General features: G+C 72.0%; 24 protein-coding genes. All 24 read right to left on the bottom strand.

Translation table 11 applies throughout. From position 1 onward, the window contains the following. Nucleotides 1-62: 62 nt before the first annotated feature. The gene (locus ABH927_RS14835) at nucleotides 63-230 is read right to left on the bottom strand and encodes a hypothetical protein (protein ID WP_370021814.1); all 168 of its coding nucleotides are present in this window, start codon (nucleotides 228-230) and stop codon (nucleotides 63-65) included. A 102-nt stretch (nucleotides 231-332) separates the two neighbouring features. Then, the gene (locus ABH927_RS14830; protein WP_370021813.1) at nucleotides 333-587 is read right to left on the bottom strand and encodes a hypothetical protein; all 255 of its coding nucleotides are present in this window, start codon (nucleotides 585-587) and stop codon (nucleotides 333-335) included. Between the two features lie 81 nt (nucleotides 588-668). After that, nucleotides 669-1,148, bottom strand: coding sequence for a hypothetical protein (locus ABH927_RS14825; protein WP_370021811.1), 480 nt, complete (start codon nucleotides 1,146-1,148; stop codon nucleotides 669-671). Further along, nucleotides 1,135-2,151: a hypothetical protein gene (locus ABH927_RS14820; protein WP_370021810.1), complete on the bottom strand. Its 1,017-nt coding sequence runs from the start codon at nucleotides 2,149-2,151 to the stop codon at nucleotides 1,135-1,137. The genes ABH927_RS14825 and ABH927_RS14820 overlap by 14 nt, the downstream gene beginning before the upstream one ends. Further along, the gene (locus ABH927_RS14815; protein WP_370021808.1) at nucleotides 2,148-3,521 is read right to left on the bottom strand and encodes a hypothetical protein; all 1,374 of its coding nucleotides are present in this window, start codon (nucleotides 3,519-3,521) and stop codon (nucleotides 2,148-2,150) included. Before ABH927_RS14815 ends, ABH927_RS14820 begins: the two co-directional genes overlap by 4 nt. A 97-nt stretch (nucleotides 3,522-3,618) precedes the next feature. After that, nucleotides 3,619-4,092 (bottom strand): hypothetical protein, encoded by a 474-nt coding sequence (locus ABH927_RS14810; RefSeq protein ID WP_370021806.1) that lies wholly within the window; start codon nucleotides 4,090-4,092, stop codon nucleotides 3,619-3,621. Nucleotides 4,093-4,324: 232 nt separating this feature from the next. Beyond that, nucleotides 4,325-4,609: a hypothetical protein gene (locus ABH927_RS14805; RefSeq protein ID WP_370021804.1), complete on the bottom strand. Its 285-nt coding sequence runs from the start codon at nucleotides 4,607-4,609 to the stop codon at nucleotides 4,325-4,327. A gap of 82 nt (nucleotides 4,610-4,691) precedes the next feature. Continuing rightward, the gene (locus tag ABH927_RS14800; RefSeq protein WP_370021802.1) at nucleotides 4,692-4,988 is read right to left on the bottom strand and encodes a holin; all 297 of its coding nucleotides are present in this window, start codon (nucleotides 4,986-4,988) and stop codon (nucleotides 4,692-4,694) included. Further along, nucleotides 4,967-5,746, bottom strand: a complete 780-nt coding sequence (locus ABH927_RS14795; RefSeq protein ID WP_370021800.1) for an N-acetylmuramoyl-L-alanine amidase — start codon at nucleotides 5,744-5,746, stop codon at nucleotides 4,967-4,969. The genes ABH927_RS14800 and ABH927_RS14795 overlap by 22 nt, the downstream gene beginning before the upstream one ends. Nucleotides 5,747-5,835: 89 nt before the next feature. Beyond that, complete coding sequence (locus ABH927_RS14790; protein ID WP_370021798.1) at nucleotides 5,836-6,387, bottom strand: hypothetical protein; 552 nt, start codon at nucleotides 6,385-6,387, stop codon at nucleotides 5,836-5,838. After that, nucleotides 6,384-6,749: a hypothetical protein gene (locus ABH927_RS14785; protein WP_370021796.1), complete on the bottom strand. Its 366-nt coding sequence runs from the start codon at nucleotides 6,747-6,749 to the stop codon at nucleotides 6,384-6,386. The genes ABH927_RS14790 and ABH927_RS14785 overlap by 4 nt, the downstream gene beginning before the upstream one ends. Nucleotides 6,750-6,961: 212 nt before the next feature. Then, the gene (locus ABH927_RS14780; protein ID WP_370021795.1) at nucleotides 6,962-7,279 is read right to left on the bottom strand and encodes a hypothetical protein; all 318 of its coding nucleotides are present in this window, start codon (nucleotides 7,277-7,279) and stop codon (nucleotides 6,962-6,964) included. A gap of 11 nt (nucleotides 7,280-7,290) precedes the next feature. Then, nucleotides 7,291-8,433 carry a hypothetical protein gene (locus ABH927_RS14775; protein WP_370021793.1) on the bottom strand — a complete coding sequence of 381 codons (1,143 nt, stop codon included), beginning with the start codon at nucleotides 8,431-8,433 and terminating at the stop codon, nucleotides 7,291-7,293. A 191-nt stretch (nucleotides 8,434-8,624) separates the two neighbouring features. Beyond that, a complete protein-coding gene (locus ABH927_RS14770; RefSeq protein WP_370021791.1) occupies nucleotides 8,625-9,344 on the bottom strand; it encodes a hypothetical protein in 720 nt (239 codons plus the stop codon). 66 nt (nucleotides 9,345-9,410) lie between these two features. Then, nucleotides 9,411-9,923 (bottom strand): hypothetical protein, encoded by a 513-nt coding sequence (locus ABH927_RS14765; protein ID WP_370021789.1) that lies wholly within the window; start codon nucleotides 9,921-9,923, stop codon nucleotides 9,411-9,413. A 2-nt stretch (nucleotides 9,924-9,925) separates the two neighbouring features. Continuing rightward, on the bottom strand, nucleotides 9,926-10,930 hold the full coding sequence (locus ABH927_RS14760; protein ID WP_370021788.1) for a hypothetical protein: 1,005 nt from the start codon (nucleotides 10,928-10,930) through the stop codon (nucleotides 9,926-9,928). Beyond that, complete coding sequence (locus ABH927_RS14755; protein ID WP_370021786.1) at nucleotides 10,930-12,264, bottom strand: hypothetical protein; 1,335 nt, start codon at nucleotides 12,262-12,264, stop codon at nucleotides 10,930-10,932. Before ABH927_RS14755 ends, ABH927_RS14760 begins: the two co-directional genes overlap by 1 nt. Before the next feature lie 3 nt (nucleotides 12,265-12,267). Then, the gene (locus ABH927_RS14750) at nucleotides 12,268-15,279 is read right to left on the bottom strand and encodes a hypothetical protein (protein WP_370021784.1); all 3,012 of its coding nucleotides are present in this window, start codon (nucleotides 15,277-15,279) and stop codon (nucleotides 12,268-12,270) included. 57 nt (nucleotides 15,280-15,336) lie between these two features. After that, complete coding sequence (locus ABH927_RS14745; protein WP_370021783.1) at nucleotides 15,337-15,531, bottom strand: hypothetical protein; 195 nt, start codon at nucleotides 15,529-15,531, stop codon at nucleotides 15,337-15,339. Nucleotides 15,532-15,566: 35 nt separating this feature from the next. After that, nucleotides 15,567-16,160: a hypothetical protein gene (locus ABH927_RS14740; protein ID WP_370021782.1), complete on the bottom strand. Its 594-nt coding sequence runs from the start codon at nucleotides 16,158-16,160 to the stop codon at nucleotides 15,567-15,569. A gap of 9 nt (nucleotides 16,161-16,169) precedes the next feature. After that, entirely contained in the window at nucleotides 16,170-16,514 is a 345-nt protein-coding gene (locus ABH927_RS14735) for a hypothetical protein (protein WP_370021781.1), read from the bottom strand. Further along, nucleotides 16,511-17,092 carry a hypothetical protein gene (locus ABH927_RS14730; RefSeq protein ID WP_370021779.1) on the bottom strand — a complete coding sequence of 194 codons (582 nt, stop codon included), beginning with the start codon at nucleotides 17,090-17,092 and terminating at the stop codon, nucleotides 16,511-16,513. Before ABH927_RS14730 ends, ABH927_RS14735 begins: the two co-directional genes overlap by 4 nt. Continuing rightward, nucleotides 17,083-17,904 carry a hypothetical protein gene (locus ABH927_RS14725; protein WP_370021778.1) on the bottom strand — a complete coding sequence of 274 codons (822 nt, stop codon included), beginning with the start codon at nucleotides 17,902-17,904 and terminating at the stop codon, nucleotides 17,083-17,085. Before ABH927_RS14725 ends, ABH927_RS14730 begins: the two co-directional genes overlap by 10 nt. Then, nucleotides 17,901-18,605: a hypothetical protein gene (locus ABH927_RS14720; RefSeq protein WP_370021777.1), complete on the bottom strand. Its 705-nt coding sequence runs from the start codon at nucleotides 18,603-18,605 to the stop codon at nucleotides 17,901-17,903. The genes ABH927_RS14725 and ABH927_RS14720 overlap by 4 nt, the downstream gene beginning before the upstream one ends.

Below are 18,605 nucleotides of genomic sequence, written 5' to 3'. Positions count from 1 at the left end.
AACTTACTACGGCACCTGTACATAGGTCGGCCAAACAGGGCCGACCCCTCCCACACCCGTGCTCACGGCGCGGCCGGCGACAGGTACCGCACCTTCTCCACCTCGTTGCGGAACGCGAACGGCCTCGCGTGGCGCTGCTTGTTCGCGGCCCGGATCGCCCGCCGGTTGTCCAGCGGGATTGCCCGCCAGTGCGGTTGGCAGAACAACACCCACGGGGGCAGGCGCACCACGCAGCCCTTCATCGGGCAGCGGTGCGTGCGGTACGGCCCCGCCCCCCGGGCCGGGCCTCGAACCACCCTCGGACATGCCGAAACGCTCCTTTGTGCAGGGAGTTAGAAGAGCAGGCCGTTCACGATCGGCAGCCCCGGTTCCATCTCCGACAGGGCCGGAAGCCAGCCGTCCGCACGGCGCTCCGCCATCCAGGCGTCGACGATCTGCCGGGTCTGCTCGACCGCCAGCTCGAACCCAGCGCCGTGGTTGGTGCCGCCGCACACGCACTCGCACCGGGCGTCAGCGCCGTCGTAGCAGCCTGCGTCGCACCGGCCGGCCACACCCCGGCCGGTGCGGTAGGTGAGCAGCGTGACCATAACCCCTCAGTGTGACCCGAGGAATGCGCACGTGCAGGTAACTTCCACACACCGCACCCCCCGCCCACATCCCGGGCAGGGTCAGGCCCGCGCCGGCCGGGGACGCGCCCCCCGCCTGGCGGGCGGCGCGGGCCGGGCGGGCGGTGCCGGCTTGGGCCGGACCGCCGCCTCCTTGCACGCCTCCACCGCCGCCTGGAAGGCGTCCCAATTCTGGAAGCGGCGCCGCTGCGCCGCCCAGTACCGGTTGCGCACCTCGTTGGGGACCCTCCACCAGTGCGGCCCGCACATCAGCATGTGCACCGGCACCTGCTCGGCGCAGGCGTCGATCACGCACTTGTGCGTCCTCACCGGCCTGCCCGCACCGTCGGCGGCCTGGCGTCCCTCGATCGCCGCCAGGATCCGGCGCGCCACCTCCGCCGCCGCCACCGGCACCGGGCACCGGCAGTTGCCGTGCCCCTGCCGGTGGGTGTGCGTCTCCGCCACCACGGCGGCGATCTCCGCCTTGGCGCGGGTCAGCGCCGCCACGGCGGGGCTGACCCGCTCCTGCTCACTCGTGCCCATCCTCGCCCTTCTCCTCGGGGCCACCCTGGGGCGGCACCTGGTCGGCACCAGCCGCCGGGGCGGCGACCGGCGGGTCCAGTGCGATGCGGCCGCGCAACTCCCCGGCGCGCCAGGCGGCGACCAGCCGCTCCCGGCCGCCGGGCACGTCACGCTTCGCGCGGGTCCAGCCGAAGCGGCCCCTGCCCGTGGCGTCGACACGCTTACGGCTGGCGACGGTGACGAGCTCGCCGGTCTTCGGGTCGGACAGGCGGCCCTGCTCGTCGAGCTGCTCCTCCAGCAGCTTCAGGTAGGCGGGCCGTACGGCCTCGCGGACCAGCCCGGGGTGGGTGAGCTTGATGAACTCCACGACGTCCGGGTAGTTCAGCGCGGCCCCGCTCACGTCGTCGTACACGTTGTGCTTTGCGCCCCGCCGCGTGAACTCCAGCACCGCCGGCTCGTCCCACACGACCAGCACCTCGGGCTGGTCCAGGTTGTACGTCCCGACCTGCGTGCCGTCGGGCAGGGTCAGGTCGATCTGCTTCTCCCCGCCGAGGTTCGCGGCGGCGGCGAACAGCGGCGCGCTGTCCTTCTTCGCCTGATCCAGCTCGCCGCCGATGAACTTGTGCAGCGCGTCGAGCATCGCCAGGTGCTCCGCGGTCTGTTTGACGGTCTCCACGTCGGGGGCCTGCGGCGGGTCCTCCCCATCCGGGTCGGCAGCCTCCCCGTCCGTGGCGGCAGCCTCGCCGTCGGCCGCGCCGGGCTCGGCCATGTCGTGCGCCTGCGCCCCGGCGTCGTCCCCGCCTCCGTCGGCGTCGTCGCCCAGCCCAGCCTCTTCGCCGTCCTGCTCGCCCTCGCCGTCGTCGGGCAGGTCGGCCAGCGTGGCGAACATCGCCTCGATCTCCGCCGCGTCGGCCGGGTCAAGATCGCCGAAACCGCCGAACAGGCCGAACCCGGGCTCGATGTCGCCGGGGGAGGCCCCCGCCTGCTCGGCGGGGGCCTCACTCGTACGGTCGCTCGCGGTCACGCCGCAGCCTCCTGTCGCCTCTTCATCGCCTGCCCCATGACGGCGGCGAGTGCCTGCTTGGGGTTCTTCTTCTGGGCGGCCGCCTCGGCGAGCCTGCCGACGCGGACCACGTCCTGCCGGGTCAGCTCCTCGAGCTGTGCGACCTTGCGGCCGGTGATGGCCTGCACGGCGGCGAGCTGCGCCGGTCCCGCGCTGGTGCCGCACTGGGCCAGCACGTTGCGCAGCCTCTCGACCATGTCGGCGGGTGCCGCCTCGTCCGGCGACGACCCCGCGTCATCGGGGGCAGCCGGGACGGCCCGGTCCTGCTGGGCGCGGGCCTGCCTTTCCCGGTAGAACCGGTTGCTGTCCTGGTCGGGCCACTTGCGGGGCTGTTCCGGCGCGGTCTGCCCGGTGATCTCCTTGCCGCGCCGGACGATCAGCTCGGTCAGCAGCTCGACCTGCCCGCGCTCGTTCTCCACGGTCATCCCCTCGAACGCAGGGTGCGCCGCCTCAACGAACAATTCCAGCAGCCGCTCCCGGTCGGTCGCGGCCAGCGCGTCGTCGCGCACCTGCTCGGGTGTGCGCTCGCGACCCAGCTCGACCAGCTCACGCGGCTGGGAGTCGACCGAGCAGCGCAACTCCTTGAAGATCAGCTGCTCCAGGGTGAGGCTCGGCACGATGCGGGCCTGGTCCTCGTTGCCGTGCCGGATCTGCAGGTACTTCGACCGTACCCCGACGATCATGGGGTGGGCGTCGCGGGACAGCCTGATCCACGCGGTGGCCTGGAACGGCAGGTCCTTGTGTGTCTCGACCTTGTACCTGGTGACGCCGTTGACGACGTTGCCGTTCTCGTCGACGACGATGGACTCCTTGCCCCTGGCCGTGACTACGCAGATGCCCGGGAAGGTCATAAGCAGCTGCATCAGCCGCTTGCGGCGGGCGTGGATGTCATCCCAAACGTTCGGCGGGATCTTGACCTCGGCGTTTGGGTCCATCGCCAGGCGGCGCTTGTTCGCGTTGGAGCCCTTCGCGCGTTCGCCACCCCAGTCCTTGAGCATCTCCCAGATGAACGTGCCGGAGTCGATGCCGAGGCAGACCGGCTTGTCGCCCGCTTCCCGGGCGCGGGCCGCCTCGGCGTAGACCTCCTTGACCTGCTCGATGATGCTGGCCCACGACCCGTCGTGGATGATCACCTCGTAGGTGATGCGTCCCGAGATGTCGCCGTACTCGTCGGCGGACCCTTCGCCCAGGTCCAGCCAGAAGCTACGGCCGACGAGCTCACTGGCCGTCAGCTCCGCGAACATCCAGCTCTTCCCGGCCTTCTCCGGCCCTTCCACGAGGATGAGAGGCCACGGGACTTTGCACGTCGGGGGCCTGGTGTTCAGTGCCATTCGTTCCTCCACTGGCCGTGGTGTGTTCGCTGCACATGCTCTGCGCCCGCATAGGTGGCGGGCAGTCGTCCGCCCAGGTCTTGGGCGAACGATGGTGTTACTTGGTGCCGCGCGGCCGTGATCGGAGGGCCGGGCGGCCCCCGCGTTCGGGCGGCGGGTCGTACGGGCGGTGCGTGGCCTCCGCGAACGGGCGCCAGTCGTCGGGCAGCCAGATCGGCGTGTAGGAGATCACCCACCGTGGTTCCGGCGGCCGGGGAGTGTCGTCGTCCGAGTCCCGAGTTCGGAGACTCCACTTCTCAACCGCGTTGACCTTGACGTCGAACGCCTTCGCCACGTCGGCGATGCCCATCAGCGGGGGTAGCGGCGGCCGCTCGCCAAGGTCTATATCTCTGTCGTTGCCGGGGTCGCGGAACCGGTTGGCGTACCAGATCGCCTTTCCGGCGACCTCGGCGTCCGGCTGGCCGAACTTCCCTCGTCGTTTCCACGAGTAGATCGTGTTCGGCGGCTTCTGGTAGAACTCCGCGATCCCGTCGAGACCTATCAGCGCAGGTTGCTGCCTGGTTTCATTCATTCTCACCCCCCCTCGCACACTGCAAGGCCAACCGTACAGGTGCACATGCGCAGTCTGCAAGGCAGTCCGGACATGGGGGTTGGGGTAGGCGAACCGGGCCTCGCCGCGTACACTCCAAAACGCACGCTGCAGCCCCGGCTCGCCCGCGGGCTCGCGATCTTCCACTGGCCGTGGACGTGCACAACGGCGCCCTTGCTGTCCCGAGGCGGGGGCGCCGTCGCAGGTCAGGTGGTCAGTCGACCACGTACTCGACCCACCAGTTGCCGTCGTCTTCCCGCAGGACCAGCTCCAGCGCGGGCCCGTCCGCGCGCCCCTCCGCGACCTGCTGCTCGGTGGCGCCGGCGACGGCCACCACGTGCCAGAACCACACGTGCAACCGGCCGGGGGTCGAACGGTCGAGTTGCTTCCACCACTCGCGGGCCTCACACCACGGGGCCTCCACCACCTGGGCGACGACCGCGTCACGGTCGCGCCATGCCACGCGGACAGGCCGCAGCCCGCCGTCGACCTCCGGCATAGCCTCCACCCGGCAGGGCTCCCCGTACCACCGCACCGCACCAGCCTGCCCCACACCGGGACCGGTCCGCACACCTGTTCGGTCACTCCGGCGGGTCGGGGCGGGTCAGAAACGCCGCCGTCGTCTTGTCCCCAGTGCCGCCCGCGGCGATCGACACCAGCAGCGACCCCACCCCGAACGCCCCCGCGGCGGCGGCCGCCGTCCGCCAGTCCGCGAACGGCACCACCGACAGCTGCTTCCCGGCGAGCACCCCGAGCGCCCCGCCGGCTGCGGCGCGGGCCGCCCGCTCCACCGCGTCGACCCACCACGCCCGCGACAGCAGCCACCCGCCCCCGCCCGGCGGGTGGCGGTGGCGGCCTACGTGATCGGGCTGGTCCACGCCGCCTCCCACGTCGGCCGGTCCACCTGGCCCACCATGGACGGGTTGACGTGCAGATCCTTCTTCTCCAGCTGGAACTGGCGGCAGATCTCCCGCGACCGAGGCCCGTACTTGCCGTCGACAGTGATGCGCCACCCCCGGGCACGCATCCGGGCCTGCCAGGTGCGGACGTCGTCGCCCTCCAGCAGCGGCGGGTACGACAGCACCCGATGCCACGGCGGCACCGCCACCTCGTCCGGCTTCCCGCCGCTCCCGTCGTCGGGGCGGCGCGCACCCCGCTCGATCCACGCATACAGCGGATCGCCGGGGCAGTCGGTCTGGTAGCCGTCGCGGTGGCCCTTCACCTCCCGGCCGGCGCCCTCCCGGCGCAGCCACTCGATCGCGTCGACCAGGGCGTGCAGCAGGCCGGGCGGTGGTACGACCAGTCCGGAATCGCCGAGCAGCGCCAGGACCGCGTAGTGGTCGGAGTTGAGCCCAGGACCATTGGCGGCGGGCACCCGGCCGGGGCCGCGGCCCACGAACACCTTCCGGTGCGGGCATGCGCAGCCGGTGTAGCCGATGTCGGCCCACAGGTTGACGTCCATGTGCTGCTTCTGCACGGACTTGACCAGCTGAACGCACCGGTTGTGGTCGTCGACGATTTCGGGATCGACCCGAGCACCCATGTAATGGACCTTCACGCCGCGTGGCGGCGCCTGCAGGTAGGTGATGCTTTTCGGGTCGCGCGCCCGCCACTGGTGCCGTTCGATCAGGTTCACGCCGCCCCCTCGGGGTGGTCACCTGCGCCCGGCCCACAACCAGCGGCTACGGCCCGAGTGTAGCCCGCACCCCAGACCTTCCCCGGGGATCAGTCGCCGGGCGGGGCGGGCTCCTCGCTCGCCGGTGCGGCCTGTTCGGGGCCCGGCGGCAGGTGGCCCAGGCGCATCGCCGTCGCCGCGTCCACCGCGATCAGCTGGGTCCGCAGGTCGGCGATGGTCTGCGCCATCTCCTCCACCTGGGTCTCCAGGGCGCGGACCCGCTGCCGCAGCTTGTCGCTGATCGACTGTTCTTCGTTGACCTGCTCCCGCAGGCGTTGCGCGATCTTGCGGGTGTACTCGATCTCCTCCGTCAGGCGGGCGATGATCCCCTCAAGGTGCACGCGCAGGTGCCGCACCGTCTCATCCAGCAGCTCCTGGCGGCGGGCAGCAGCCTCCCGCTCCTCCTTCTCTTCCTCCCGCTCGGCGGCTCGCGCGGCGGCGTCGATCGTCGCCTGGTTGGACTTCACGCTGGCCCGGTACGTCAAGTAGCCGGTGACGCACACCCCCACCAGGGTGATCAGCGACCCCAGCACCGACACCCACGACGCCGCGTTCCACCCCGACTCCTGCGCCGCCTCCAGCGCAAGCACGAAGGTGTTCACGTCCGGCAGCCCGTCTCGTCGGTCGGCTCCGGCCAGTTCGCCACGTTGTAGACGACCAGCGCGGCGAACACCCACAAGGCGGTGGCCCAGTCACCCTGCGGCAGGCCGGCGAACAGCCAGCCCAGCAGGTTCACCGCCGCCCACACGAATTTGAGGACCATCGCGGCGGTGAACGCGATCGCGTCGCGGACGCGGAACGCGCCCCACCCGCACAGCACGCCCACCACGCCCCACATCAGCGCCCAGACCGGGCCCGGCGCGATGCCCGTCAGGTAGGCGTACAGGGGGCTGGTCTGCAGGTGCGGGTCCGGCCACGCCAACCGGCGGGCGTACGCCACATCCAACGCCGCCAAGAACAGCAAAAACGCACCGCGATGCCCAATCCTGTGGCGGAGCGACTGCAACCAGCTGCGGACCAACGCGGCCTCCGTGGTGACCAGGACAGGCCCGGCCCACAACCAGCGGCGCTCACGGCGAGTGTAGTGACCAGCCCACCAGCAGCAGGGCGGCCAGCCCCGGCGCACCCGGAACCAGCCGCCCTGGCGCCCGCGGGCCGCGCATCGCGGACTGGCCGTTACCCCCCGCCGTTGCTGCCCTCGGGCGGCAGACCGGCCAGGCGGCGAGCTGTCGCCTCCGGCAGACCCAGCTGGCGCAGCGCCGCCAGGTCCTCCGACTGCCGCTGCTCCTCCTCCTGCCGGACCTGGTCCTGCCGCGCCTGCTCGGCCGCGTCCACCTTGGCGCGTTCGGTCGCGTACTGCTCAGCGGTGAGCTCGACCCAGCCCTCCGGCACAGGCGGCACAACCACCTCGCCGTTCGCGTCACGCTGCACGGTCACCGTGCGCTCCACCAGACCCCCCACCGCGGTCCGGTAGTACAAGGTCTTCTCTTCCATCGGTCCCCCGGTCACATGTTGAAGACGAACGCCCTCATGAAGCTTTGGATGCGGTTCACGGTCGCGCCGCCGCTGCCCCTGGCCAGCGTGATGTTCAACGGCTCGTTCAGCACGCCACCCGGAGGGATCACCCGGTTGTAGACCTTCGTCGTCTGGCAGTGCACATCGAACGCCGTCGTGCTGCCACGGTTGGCGAAGTAAGCCATCTCGTCGGTCTGGATGCCGTACGCCCCGCCCGAGCTGCCGGGCAAGTCGAAGTCGATGTCGACCTCCACCTCGGCGATGACGAACGCCTCCCTGCACGGGTCGGGATTGACGATCGTCAGGGTGCGAGTCTCGATGACGTTGTTGGACCCGGTCGGCACCGGGATGGACAGGCCGGTCTCGTTGAGGGAGTCCTGCACGAACGTCGCCCGAGACGGCGGCTCGCCACGCAGTGCCCCGGTGCTGTCGCAGTACACGCTGCCCGCGTTCGCGTCGACATCGCACGGATACGGCCACGCCTGCACCGCCGCCGCCAGCGGGGCACCGGCCGACCCGTCACCGGTCAGGCCGCAGTCCGTCACCAGCGCCGGCACCATCAGCCCGCCATCCGACCCGATCTCGAGCTGGTTGCCCGCATTCGTGCTGGGCCTGGCGGAGATGACGCCGGTGGTGGCGTCGTAGTCGATTCCGTCGCCCTCCGACAGACAGGACCTCACGTCGGCGCATTCGACGTACAGCCCGTCCGGCCCCTCATGCATGAGGTTCGACCCGCCGCCGGGTGGGGTGGCGTCCAGCTTCACCACGGCGGTGACGTTATACGGGTCCCCGGTGGTCCCGCTCCCGGACAGAGTCAGGTCGATGCTCGGGGTATCGGTGACCTGCAGCGCGGTCGACCCGCCGGGCGGGACCATCAACCCGCCATCCGTGCCGATCTCCAAGGTGTTGCCAGCGTCGGTGCTGGGCCTGGCCTCCATCACCCCCGTGGCGACGTCGTACGCCAGGCCATCACCGGCTGAAATGCAGGGGCGCACCTGGTCGCAGGACACCGTCCCGTCGCCGGTGGCGCTGATGACGTAAGGGGCCGCGGTGGAACCGTTGCCGTCGACGGCGATGCCGTCGCCCGCGGTGATGACGCACGTGCACCGGGTGCCGCAGTCGCATCTGGACAAGGCCGTATCTCCGTGGATTGGAGTGCTGCCCGGCCCATAACCAGCGGCTACGGCGAGTCTAGAGCCGCGCCCCGGCGAACGCCCTGGTGGCGGGCACAGCCGTGTACGCCCCGGGTGATGCGAGGCACCGTCCTCCGGCCGATGGTGAACCCGACGCAAGCGCGAGGCAGGACCGAACGGGACATCCGCCGCTAGCCGTACAGCTCCACTATTACGATGCCGTCGCCGCCCGCTTCGCCGGCCATGGCGCCCCCCATGGACAGCGGTCCGCCGGCGCCGCCGCCGTACCCGCGTGAGGCGGTCCCCGGCCCCTCCGACCCCCGGGCGAAGCCCCCATGTCCCAGGAACGACTCGCCGCCCTGGCCGCCCATGCCTTCGGTGGCGTTCAACCTGATGGCGGCACCGCCGGGGCCGCCGCCCTGACGGAACTGCCCGGTGCCGGCCAGCGGGCCGGGCACACCGGTCGCGGTATTCGGTGTGGTCGCTGAAGCCATGGCGGCGGTGCCGCCGTCGCCGCCGGGGGCGACGACCAGACCACCGAACGAGCTGGACCCTCCCGCCCCGCCACCGTTGTTGCTGCTGCCGGCCGAACCACCGGCGCCGACCGTGATGGCCTCCGACGCGCCCAGCGTGCCCACGCTGATCAGCGACTCGCTGTATCCGCCGCCTGCGCCGCCGGGGCGGGCGATCAGTTGGTTGGCGGCGGCGTCAGCACCAGCCGACCCGCCGCCACCGCCCTGCACCTTCACCCGGACCCTCGCCAACCACGGATAGGACGCCTTGGTGAACTGGAAGACGCCCGGATCGTTGAAGTACAAGATTTGACGAAGGCCGAGGCTGCCGGGGATCACGCACAGCTCACCCTGAGCGTTGACTGTCAGCCGGTCGGCGCAGACGCAGGCGCGTGCCATCGCATACCACCCCCATGGTGGGTTGCAGGTGCGCCCGGCCCATAACCAGCGGCTCCGCCCCGGATTCTACGGGCGAGGGGTGGCGATCATGTGGACCTCGACCCCGGCCCCGGCGGGCACGGATGGCAGGAGGCCCAGCCCGAGCAGCGCCCGGGTACGCCACACCCGCACGACGGCCTGGGTGGTGGTGACCTGCTCCAGCGCGACGGTGACGGTGGTGTCGTCACCCGGCTGGCCGTCGACGGGCAGCGCGCCGATGATCGGCGGCACCGCGAACGGGGTGGTGAACGGGAAGGTTGCCCGCCCATCCGCCGTAGTGAGGATGACGGCGGCGGCAGGGGAGGGGCCCGCCGGCCCCGGTTGGCCCTGCGGCCCGGGCGGGCCGGGCTCACCCTGCGGCCCGGGTTCGCCCTGCGGGCCAACCTCTCCGGGGGGACCGGGCGGGCCGGGCTCACCGGGCGGCCCCTGCCGCGAGGTGCGGTCGTTCTCCATCGACCGGGCGCGCTGCGCGAGGTCGCCGACAACGCCCGCCATCGGCCCGTGCGGCGACCTGCGGGACGCGCTTCCCCTGGCCGCCATCGTCACGCCCCCGCCGGGGCCAGCTGCACCGACACGGTCTCCCCCGAACTGTTCTCCGTCACCTTCACCGCCATGATCTTCAGGGATTGGGCGACGGCCCGGCATGTGCGGGTGGAGGCCACGTCGACACACCAGCCTGGCACCAAGCTCGGGACGTCGACCGCCGCGTCAGGCGACAGGGTGGCCTGCTGGGAGGCGATCCACACCGGTGCTGGCAGCGACGCCCGCAGCCGGGACCGGGCGGCCGCCGCGGCGGATGCGTCCTTGAGGATCGACGACTCGTCGGCGACCCGCTCCAGCAGCCCGTAGTACGGGTGGATGCCGCCGGCCTCGCCGACGACCTTGTCCTTGCCGTGCACCACCCAGCGGGTGGCCAGGGCCGCCCCGTCCTCCGACACGGTCAGCCCTTCTGGGAAGTCCGCGTCCGACAGCGACCCGACGCGGGTGGTGTGGTCCTCGGGCAGGATCAGGATGCGCGACCCGACGGCCGTGTAGTCGATGCCGGTGTCGGCCAGGTCCCGCAGGTGGTCACCGGTTTGCCCCACGTCTTTGGTGTAGGCGCGTCCGCCGGTGATCCCGGCTGGGCCGATGATCTGCACGCTGTGGCCGGGGTCGTCGGGGGCGAACCCGTCCTCGATCAGCCATTCGGCGATGTCGGCCAGGTCGGTTTCCCCGAACTTGATGTCCTGGTGCGGCACTCTGCGGTCCAGCCACGCCAGCACGTCGCCGGCCTCGACCTCGAACGACCCGTACTTCCAGTCGGCGCCCAGCACCGGGCCTTCCCACACCATGCGGCCGTCCCTCCAGATCACCAGCTTGTGCCGCCATGAACGCACGTTGTCGACGGCCTGGCAGCAGTCGCCGGACGGCTGGATCGTGGCCCTCGCGGTCGACATGTTGTTCAGGACCCGCGTCCACTCCACCTCCATCAGCGTCTCCGCCGGGGTGATCATCGCCCCGTTCCGGTCGTAGATCGCCGCCTGGTGGACGCCGCAACCAACCGCCATCACGACCCCCTGGCGGACAACGAGATCGACACCGTGGCGTCCGCGGCCGGGGTGAACAGCGGGTCGGAGCTGATGCACACGCAGAACGCGTTGCACTCCAGCAGCCGCCACGACGGCGGCGCGCCGTCCCGGCCGAACACGTCCGGGCTGGTCTCGGTGACGCCCTGGCAGGTGACGGTGGCCCGGCCCACCTGCCCATCCAGGGTCAGCGTCCCCCCGCCCGGGACGTACGCCGCGTGATACACGCTGTGCGGCGCGCACCGTCCCGCGTCGGCGATCTGCGCGCAGGTCATGCCCGCCTGCGCGGCGGTCCGCTCGTAGAACGTCACCGTGAGGCGGCGCAACGCTGCCGCCCCGGCGTCGATCACGATGACCGGGGCGTCGGGGAACCACCTGGCCCTGCTCGACCGGTCCAGGTCGAAACACTGCACGTCCGGCGCGAGCGCCTGGCAGAAGCATGTGTCCGGCGGCGGCGGGCTCGGCGGTGTCGGGGTGCGGCACGTCGGGTCAGAGCACAGCACCGGCGGCTCCGGGCACGCCGCGAGCGCGCACGGGCCGGGGCAGTTCGCGGACGGGTGGACGCACCACTGGATGCAGTTGTTGCTGCTGTCCCTCGGGATCGCCGCGTCGAGGATCGGCACCGGGTCGGCCCACAACCACGGCGTCGCGGCCGTCAGGGTGAACTCCACCGTCAGAATGTCCGCCCCCGTGGAGCAGCCGTCGCCGGTGGTGCAGCCGTCCCCGGCGCGGGCGACCACCGTCGGCCCGTCGACCAGGGCGACCCGGCGCAGGGTGCGGCGGTGGCGGGCCGTGAACTCCTCCACATCCAGGCTTTCGGACGGGCAGCAGTTGTAGACGGTCAGGTCGGTGCCGCCGCACGCCGCGCTCGGGCAGTCGCCGCACTTCGGCGTGCCGCAGCCCTCCAGAGCGCGGGCCAGCCAGTTCAGCCCGTAGTCCACCCCGCAGCATGTCGACCCGAGCACCAGCGCCGTCACAACGATCGTCCGCGGTTGCACCCTGGGCGGGCCCAGCGCGGCCCCGCCGGCGACCGCCGTGGTCACCGTGCGTTTGACCGGGTGGTCGCCCAGGCCGGCGACCTCCAGCACCATCAGCCCGGCGAACTCGGCGGAGGCGGGGACGTTCGGGTCCCACCACGGCGCCGCATCCGCCTGGGGGGTGGTGTACGGCTGGTCGCCCACCAGTTGCGCGGTGAACGTGGGGCAGCCGCACGCCTCCCGCGTGGTCAGCGGCGACCCCACCGACTGCAGGTAGGCGTCCAACCGTGCGTGGTTGGCGATCTCCGTGTCGCCGAGGAGCAGGTAGGTGTCGAGCACGGGTCACAGCCCTCCGCCGGCCAGGGCGAGCCGGTTCACGACGCGCTGCGCCGTGGTCTCGGCGTCGCCGACCTCGTACAGGTTCCAGGTGTGGTACGTGTCGCCCCCACCACCAGCGGCCGCGGCGCGTGGGGTGGCGCGGGTGCCGAGGATGCGGGTCAGCCCGGACTCGGCGGCGAGCTGCCGCGCCCGCTCCGGCTTCGTCAACGGGATGACGACCTCGCGGCGGTTACGCTCACCGAGCAGCGCCACGGTGGGCGAGTCCACGATGCCGCCGTGGTCGTAGGCGGGCAGCCCCCGCAGGTTCACGTTAGCGACGATGCCGATGGTGACGCTGCGCTGCACGTCGGCGATCACGCTGTTGAGGTTGCGGATGCGCCGCTCGGCGGCCTCCGCACCGACGACCTCGACGTTGGCCCGGTAGTTGCCCTGGTAGTCCTCGGCGGCCCGGCGGGTGTCGTTCAGCGCATTCTCGACGTCGCGGATCTGCCCCTTGGTCAGGCCGGCAGCCTGCAGCACCGCCCGCATGTCCGGGGTGAGCTTGCCGGTGAAAGTGTCGCCCAGCCCGGCGGCGGCGTTCTGCAGGTCCAGGCTGGCGCGGGCCAGGTCCAGCGACGCCAGCTGCGCCTCCCGGGACTTGGCCCCCGATTCCGCGACGGCGTTCTTGTACGCCGTCTGCTTTTCGGCCACCCCCTGCAGCGCCTGCTGGAACGCGAACGCAGGGTCGACCTGGGCGCGCAGCAGGTCCGCCTGCTCCTTCATCGCCTGCGTGGTCAGCTGCACCGCCGTGGCCGTGGACTGCTCGGCCACCTGCAGGTTCCTCGACGCCTCGATCTTCAGCAGGGCGTCGCTGCTGGCGGTGCGGTACGCAACCGACAGCTCTCCGACCGACTGGCGCAGGGTGTCGGTGTTCAGCAGCTCCGCCTGCAGCTGGCTGGTCATCTCGATGCCCGACCGGGACTGGGCCGCCTGCACGTTGGCGTCCAGGGCGTCGTTCAGCTGGGTGACCGCGCCCGCCTCACCCAGCACCGCGGAGGTCAGGAGAGCGGTGTCGATGCCCATCCGCTTGGCCAGGTCGAGGATGCCGCGCTGCTGCAGCTCGGTGGCGACCCACTGCCGGGTGTTCTCCGTCAGGCGGCCGGTCTGCTCGTCCAGGGTGGAGGTCAGGTCCGACACCTTCTGCGCCGCCTCCGACTGCCGGTCACCGAACAGCGACAGGGCGGTGACTCCGGCGGTGATGGCCAGCCCCCACGGCCCGCCGAACACCCCCAGCAGCCCGGTCAACCCCGACCGGAGCAGCCCCAGGCCGCGGGTGGCCACGCCCATCGCCCGCGCCGACAGCTGCGCGGGCAGCTGCGCCAGGGTGGTGCCGAACTCGGCGACCCGGCCCCGCAGCGCCACCATCGTGCCGAGCGACAGCACCGCCGCCTGCAACGGGCCGGGCAGGCTGTCGAACGCCTCCGCGACCGCGGAGATCACCGCCACGACGGGGGTCAGGACGGCGGCGAGCAGCGACGCGGCCGGGGCCAGCTTCCCCAGCCCACCCGCCACATTGATTACCGCGGGGAGCAGCGGGGCCAGCGCCTCCAGCAGGTCACCCGCCCCGCCGGCAAGGTCGGTCAGCGCCCCCGACGAGTTGGCCTGGCCGATGGCCTCCTGCAGCCGCTCGAACACCACCACCACGCCGGGACCGATCGCCGACAGGGCGGTGCCGAGGCCCTCGAACGCCCCCACCAGTGTCCCTGACACGGAGTCGGCCAGGTCGGCGATGATCGGCGCGATCCGGCCGAGCAGCACTAGCAGGCCGGAGATGACCGGGCCGAGCTGAGAGCCGACCTCCTCCAGCGACTGGAACACCGAGACGATCGTCGCCTGGCCCTCCGCGCTGGCCAGGAACTCCCGCACCCCCTCCAGCACGGCGGTGATCCCGCCCAGGGCGTTGTTCCCGCTGGCATTGACGATGTTGAACACGTCGAAGATCAGGCCGAAGGTGTCGGCGATGACCGTGCCGAGCTGCCGGAACACCGCGACGGCATCGTTCACCCAGATCAGCGCGTCACCGGAGATCACGGCCTCCTCCAGGAAGGCCGACAGCCGGTCAAGCGCGGTATCGATCGCTGTGCCGAGATCATCAAAGGCGGGGAGCGTGGCGGTGACAAACCCGCCGACCGCGACGAGCAGCCGGTCGATCGTGTCCGACCGGATCGACGCCAGCGTGCGCTGCAGCGTGTCGAACACACCGGTGATCAGCCGCACCCCGGCGGCCGACCCGGCGAAGCGGGTCACGGCCAGCGCGAGCCGCCCGAACTGGGACGCCACGCCGACCATGCCCGTCTGCAGCGGGCCGCGCAGCACGCCGACCAGGCGGGTGATCTCCCCCTGCAGGGGCGCGAACAGCGCCTCCTGCACGCTAAGCCGCAGCGCCTCCAGCTCGGGGCGGACGTCCCGCAGTTCGGTCACCATCGAGCGGGCCGCCGGCGACAGCCCCTGCATCGCCTTCTGCAGGTCCTCCAGATCGCCGGAGAACGCGGCCTCGATCGCGTCGGACACGCCGACCAGGCCCAGGCGGAGGGTGCCGACAGCAGCGGCCAGCTGCAGCACCCCCGCGGGGAGGGCGGCGACGATCCCCGCGGCGGGGGCCAGGGCGGCGGCCAGGCGGGTGGCGTTGACCGCCGTGTTGGCCATGGCGATCGACAGGGCGGTAACCGCCCCGGCGCCGACGCCCAGAACCAACAGGCCCTTCCCGGCCACCGACAGCGCCTTGGTCAGCAGCTCGGCGCCACGGGCCGCGCCCTTGCCCACGGCCTGGCCGAGCTCCTCGCCACGCTTGGCGAACCGGCCTTTGGAGTCACGCAAACGGCCGTCGGCGTCGCGGAAGAACCCGTTCCCCGCGTCCTTGCCGGACTGCTGGAACGCCTTCTCTACACGCCGGGCGGTGGCGCGGGCCTGCCGCTCCGCCGCGTCGCCGTCCAGCTCGACACGCAGCCGAGCGCTACCGACGATGTCGTCCGCCACCAGGCAACCTCACGAACAGTGCAGGTTGCCCGGCCCATAACCAGCGGCGATCCCAGACTAGCCCCCGCCGCCCCCGCCGACCTTGGCGTCCTCGGCGGCGATCTGCCCCAGCAGCGCGGCGGCCTGCGCCCGGGTCATGCCGACCCGACCAGCGCTGGCCCGTCCAGCGGCGGCGGCGCGCCGTTCCTCAGGGGGCGGCGCGTACAACCGGGCCCGGTTACGCTGCCACTCCGCTTCGTCTTTGGCGGCCATCCGCATCATCACCTCGGCCGCGTTCAGCAGGCGGGTCAGCGACCACGCGCGGGGGTCGACGCCCTGGAGCGCGAGCTGCCCGTCGATCTCCTCCCACTGGGCGGCGACGCTGTGGCAGATCCGCTGGACAGCCCAGTAGGGCGGCCCCCGCTGTACACCTCCGTCACCCAGTTGGTCAGCGCGAGCAGCACCCGGTCCGGTAGGGCAAGCCCGGCCTCGACCACCTCCGCGCCGTCCACCTTGGCGGCGTGCCGCTCCGCCTCGGCCGGGTCCCCAGCCGACAGCACGGTCTCGCCGTGGGGGTCGCGGACCTCCCACCGGGCGAACACCTGCGCGGAGTCGGGCAGCATGAACCCCCGCAGGAACAGCTTCACGGCGACGTTCGCGATCCGCGCCTGCTCCGCGACCGACCGCTTCTCTCCGTCGTCGGTGTGCAGCTGCGACTGGGCCTGCTGCAGCCTCTCGTGCGCGGCAAGGAACTCCTCACCCGTCACCTCCGGCTTGAACAGCAGCTCGATGTCGTCGCCGATCTCGGCGACGTGCGGCTCGGTGTTGAGCGCGAACTTCTGGCGTGCCACGGCGGTCCCCCTCGCCCGTACAGCGGGTGCCCGGCCCACAACCAGCGGCACGCCCGGAGCCTAACCCAGGACCTGCCGCATGGCCTTGACCAGGAACGGCCTGGCGCCTGCGCGGGCGAACACGATCCGCCCGGACCCGCGCCGGTACTCCCGGTACCCCTTGTGGATCCACGACGCGTACGCCACCGGAGCCACCACATCCCACTGTGTGCGCAGCCCGACCATCGGCCCCTGAATGTGGATTTTGCGGCGCAGGTTCCCCGTGTCGACCGGCGCGTACACCTTGGCCAGCGCCTCGATCTGCACGACCTTGCGGTGCACCTGCCGGCCGATCGGCCCGCTCGGGCTCACCGCCAGGCGGAGCAGCTTCAACCGGTCGATGCGGACCGTCGCCCGCACGCTCACGGCGACTCGTCGGCGGGGCAGGGGGCGCACCCCGGCAGGGCGACGATCACCCGCTGCTCCACCCCGACGCAGCCGCCCATCGGCCCGATGATCGTCTGGCTGCCCATGACGAACCGCCTGCCCCGCGGCCCCGCCGTCGTCGGCAGGCAGCACATCACCGCGTTGTAGACCGTCACCGCGTCCACGTGAGCGACGCGGGCGGCGGTCACGAGCTCTTCCGCCGACGGGGGACACCCCCGCTCGTTCACCATCGGCGCGCACCGCAGCAAGGTCACGACCAGCTCGGCCGCCGTGGTGTTCGCCGGCTGGCACGACGTCAGCCCGCGCACTTCCCGGTCCTCCTCCGGGAACCGCGGCGAGGGGTAAAGACGAGCGACGTGGACGGTGAGCTGCCCACCCTCCTCCCCCGAGCAGGGGTCGGCGCACTCGTCCCAGGCGGGCGCCCCGGGGGAGACGAACGTGCGGCAGGGGCAGCCAGGCTGGCCCACCACCTCCAGGGCGGTGCGGTCCAGGGCGTGGCACACGCACCCGAGCAGCGCGGCCGCCAGGTCGTGCAGGCTCAGCGAGGTCAGGGCCATATCGTCACCCTCGGCGGCCGTACGTCGGGCGACAGGACGCGAGACGCGGAGTGCAGCCGGTCCGGGTTGGTCGCTTGTAGCCACAGGTCAACCAGCGGCAGGCCAGTCCTGCCCTCGGCGAAGATCGTGGTCGGGTCGGCCATGTCGACCTGCACCCCCTGCCGGATGACGCGGGTGACGTTGCCGGGCAGGCGGCAGGTGCCGCAGCCCTTCGTCCCCGGCGGCAGGCACGCCAGCACCAGCTGGCACGTCAACTCGCTGACGGCGGCGACCGCAGCCTCGTCCAAAGGGAGGCCGGTGCGGTAGGTCACACAGAATGTCCCCGGCTCGGTGCACGGTGCGGCCATGTCCTGGCATCGTGGCCAGCAGTCGCCGTCCGTGCGGACCAGCAGGGCGGGGGAGTCGACCCGGTACGCCTCCGGCACCAGCTCCTGGCCGTCCACGGTGACGGAGACGATGTCGTGCACCGGCCCCTGCAGGCGCACCTCGCACAGCTGCCCGCACGAGCAGTCCGACCCGCAGCCGCAGACGCTGGCGTTTCGCCACAGCCCGTCGAAGCCGATGTACGGCACCCACGGCCCGGCAGTCCCCCACCGTACGGTGATCGGCAGGCCCGGCCCTTCCAGGCACGAGCGGCGGCACGGTCTCACCGTCACGGGGCAGGACGGACCCCAGCGCCGGCCGGACAACGCCCACAGAACCTGCGTGGCGACCTTCTGCCACCGCTCGACGATCGCGGGGTCCAGGTCGTCGGGCAGCTCGCAGCACAGGTCGACCGGCCACGGCGCGCACGGCCCGGGGTGCAGGCTCATCCCCGGCTCCTCTCGTACCAGCACCGGTCGGGGAACCGGGTGCGGATGAACGCGCCGACCTGGCCGTGCGCGAACGCGTCCGGCATCGTCGACAGGAACGCGGCGTCGCGGTCGAACCGGGGGCCGCGCGTCAGCACCTTCACGTCCGGGATCTGCTCCCCTCCGAGCCCTGCCAGATTCCCGTACAACGTGCGTTTATGCAGGACGGGGAGGTTGCGGCCCTCGTCCAGCGCCTCCAGCATCGCCCCCTTGGTGACGGGCAGGGGCACGTGCAGCTCGTACGACAGCGGTGCCGCCACCCCCAGCTGGGCCAGCAGGGTGCGGGTGTCCCGCATCCCCGCCAGGTACGCGCTCGACGCGCGGGCCGCGTAGTGCGCCTCGACTTGGTCGACCGGCCCACGGTGCAGCACCGGCATCTCATCCAGCGGGCGCATGACGAAGAAGTCGTCATTGCACAGCAGGAACTCCTCCGCCACCCCCGGATGGGTGCAGGCCGCGCGGACGGCCGCCGTGGTGTTCTCGTACTTGCTGCCGTTCTGCACCAGCGGGATGTGCCCCATCCCAGTCAGCCACGCGGGGCGGCCGCCAACCACCCACACCCGGGCGTGGGGCAGGTTCGCCGTCCACGAGCGGACGGCGTACCGCAGCTGCTCGTTGGCCGGGCCCTCCCGCACGGGCACGACCAGATCCGGTACACCCAC

This window comes from Planotetraspora sp. GP83 (assembly GCF_041262585.1).
Taxonomy (GTDB): domain Bacteria; phylum Actinomycetota; class Actinomycetes; order Streptosporangiales; family Streptosporangiaceae; genus JAOEGB01.
Note: the sequence above shows the minus strand (reverse complement) of the source record. Positions and strands in the feature narration are given on the sequence as shown.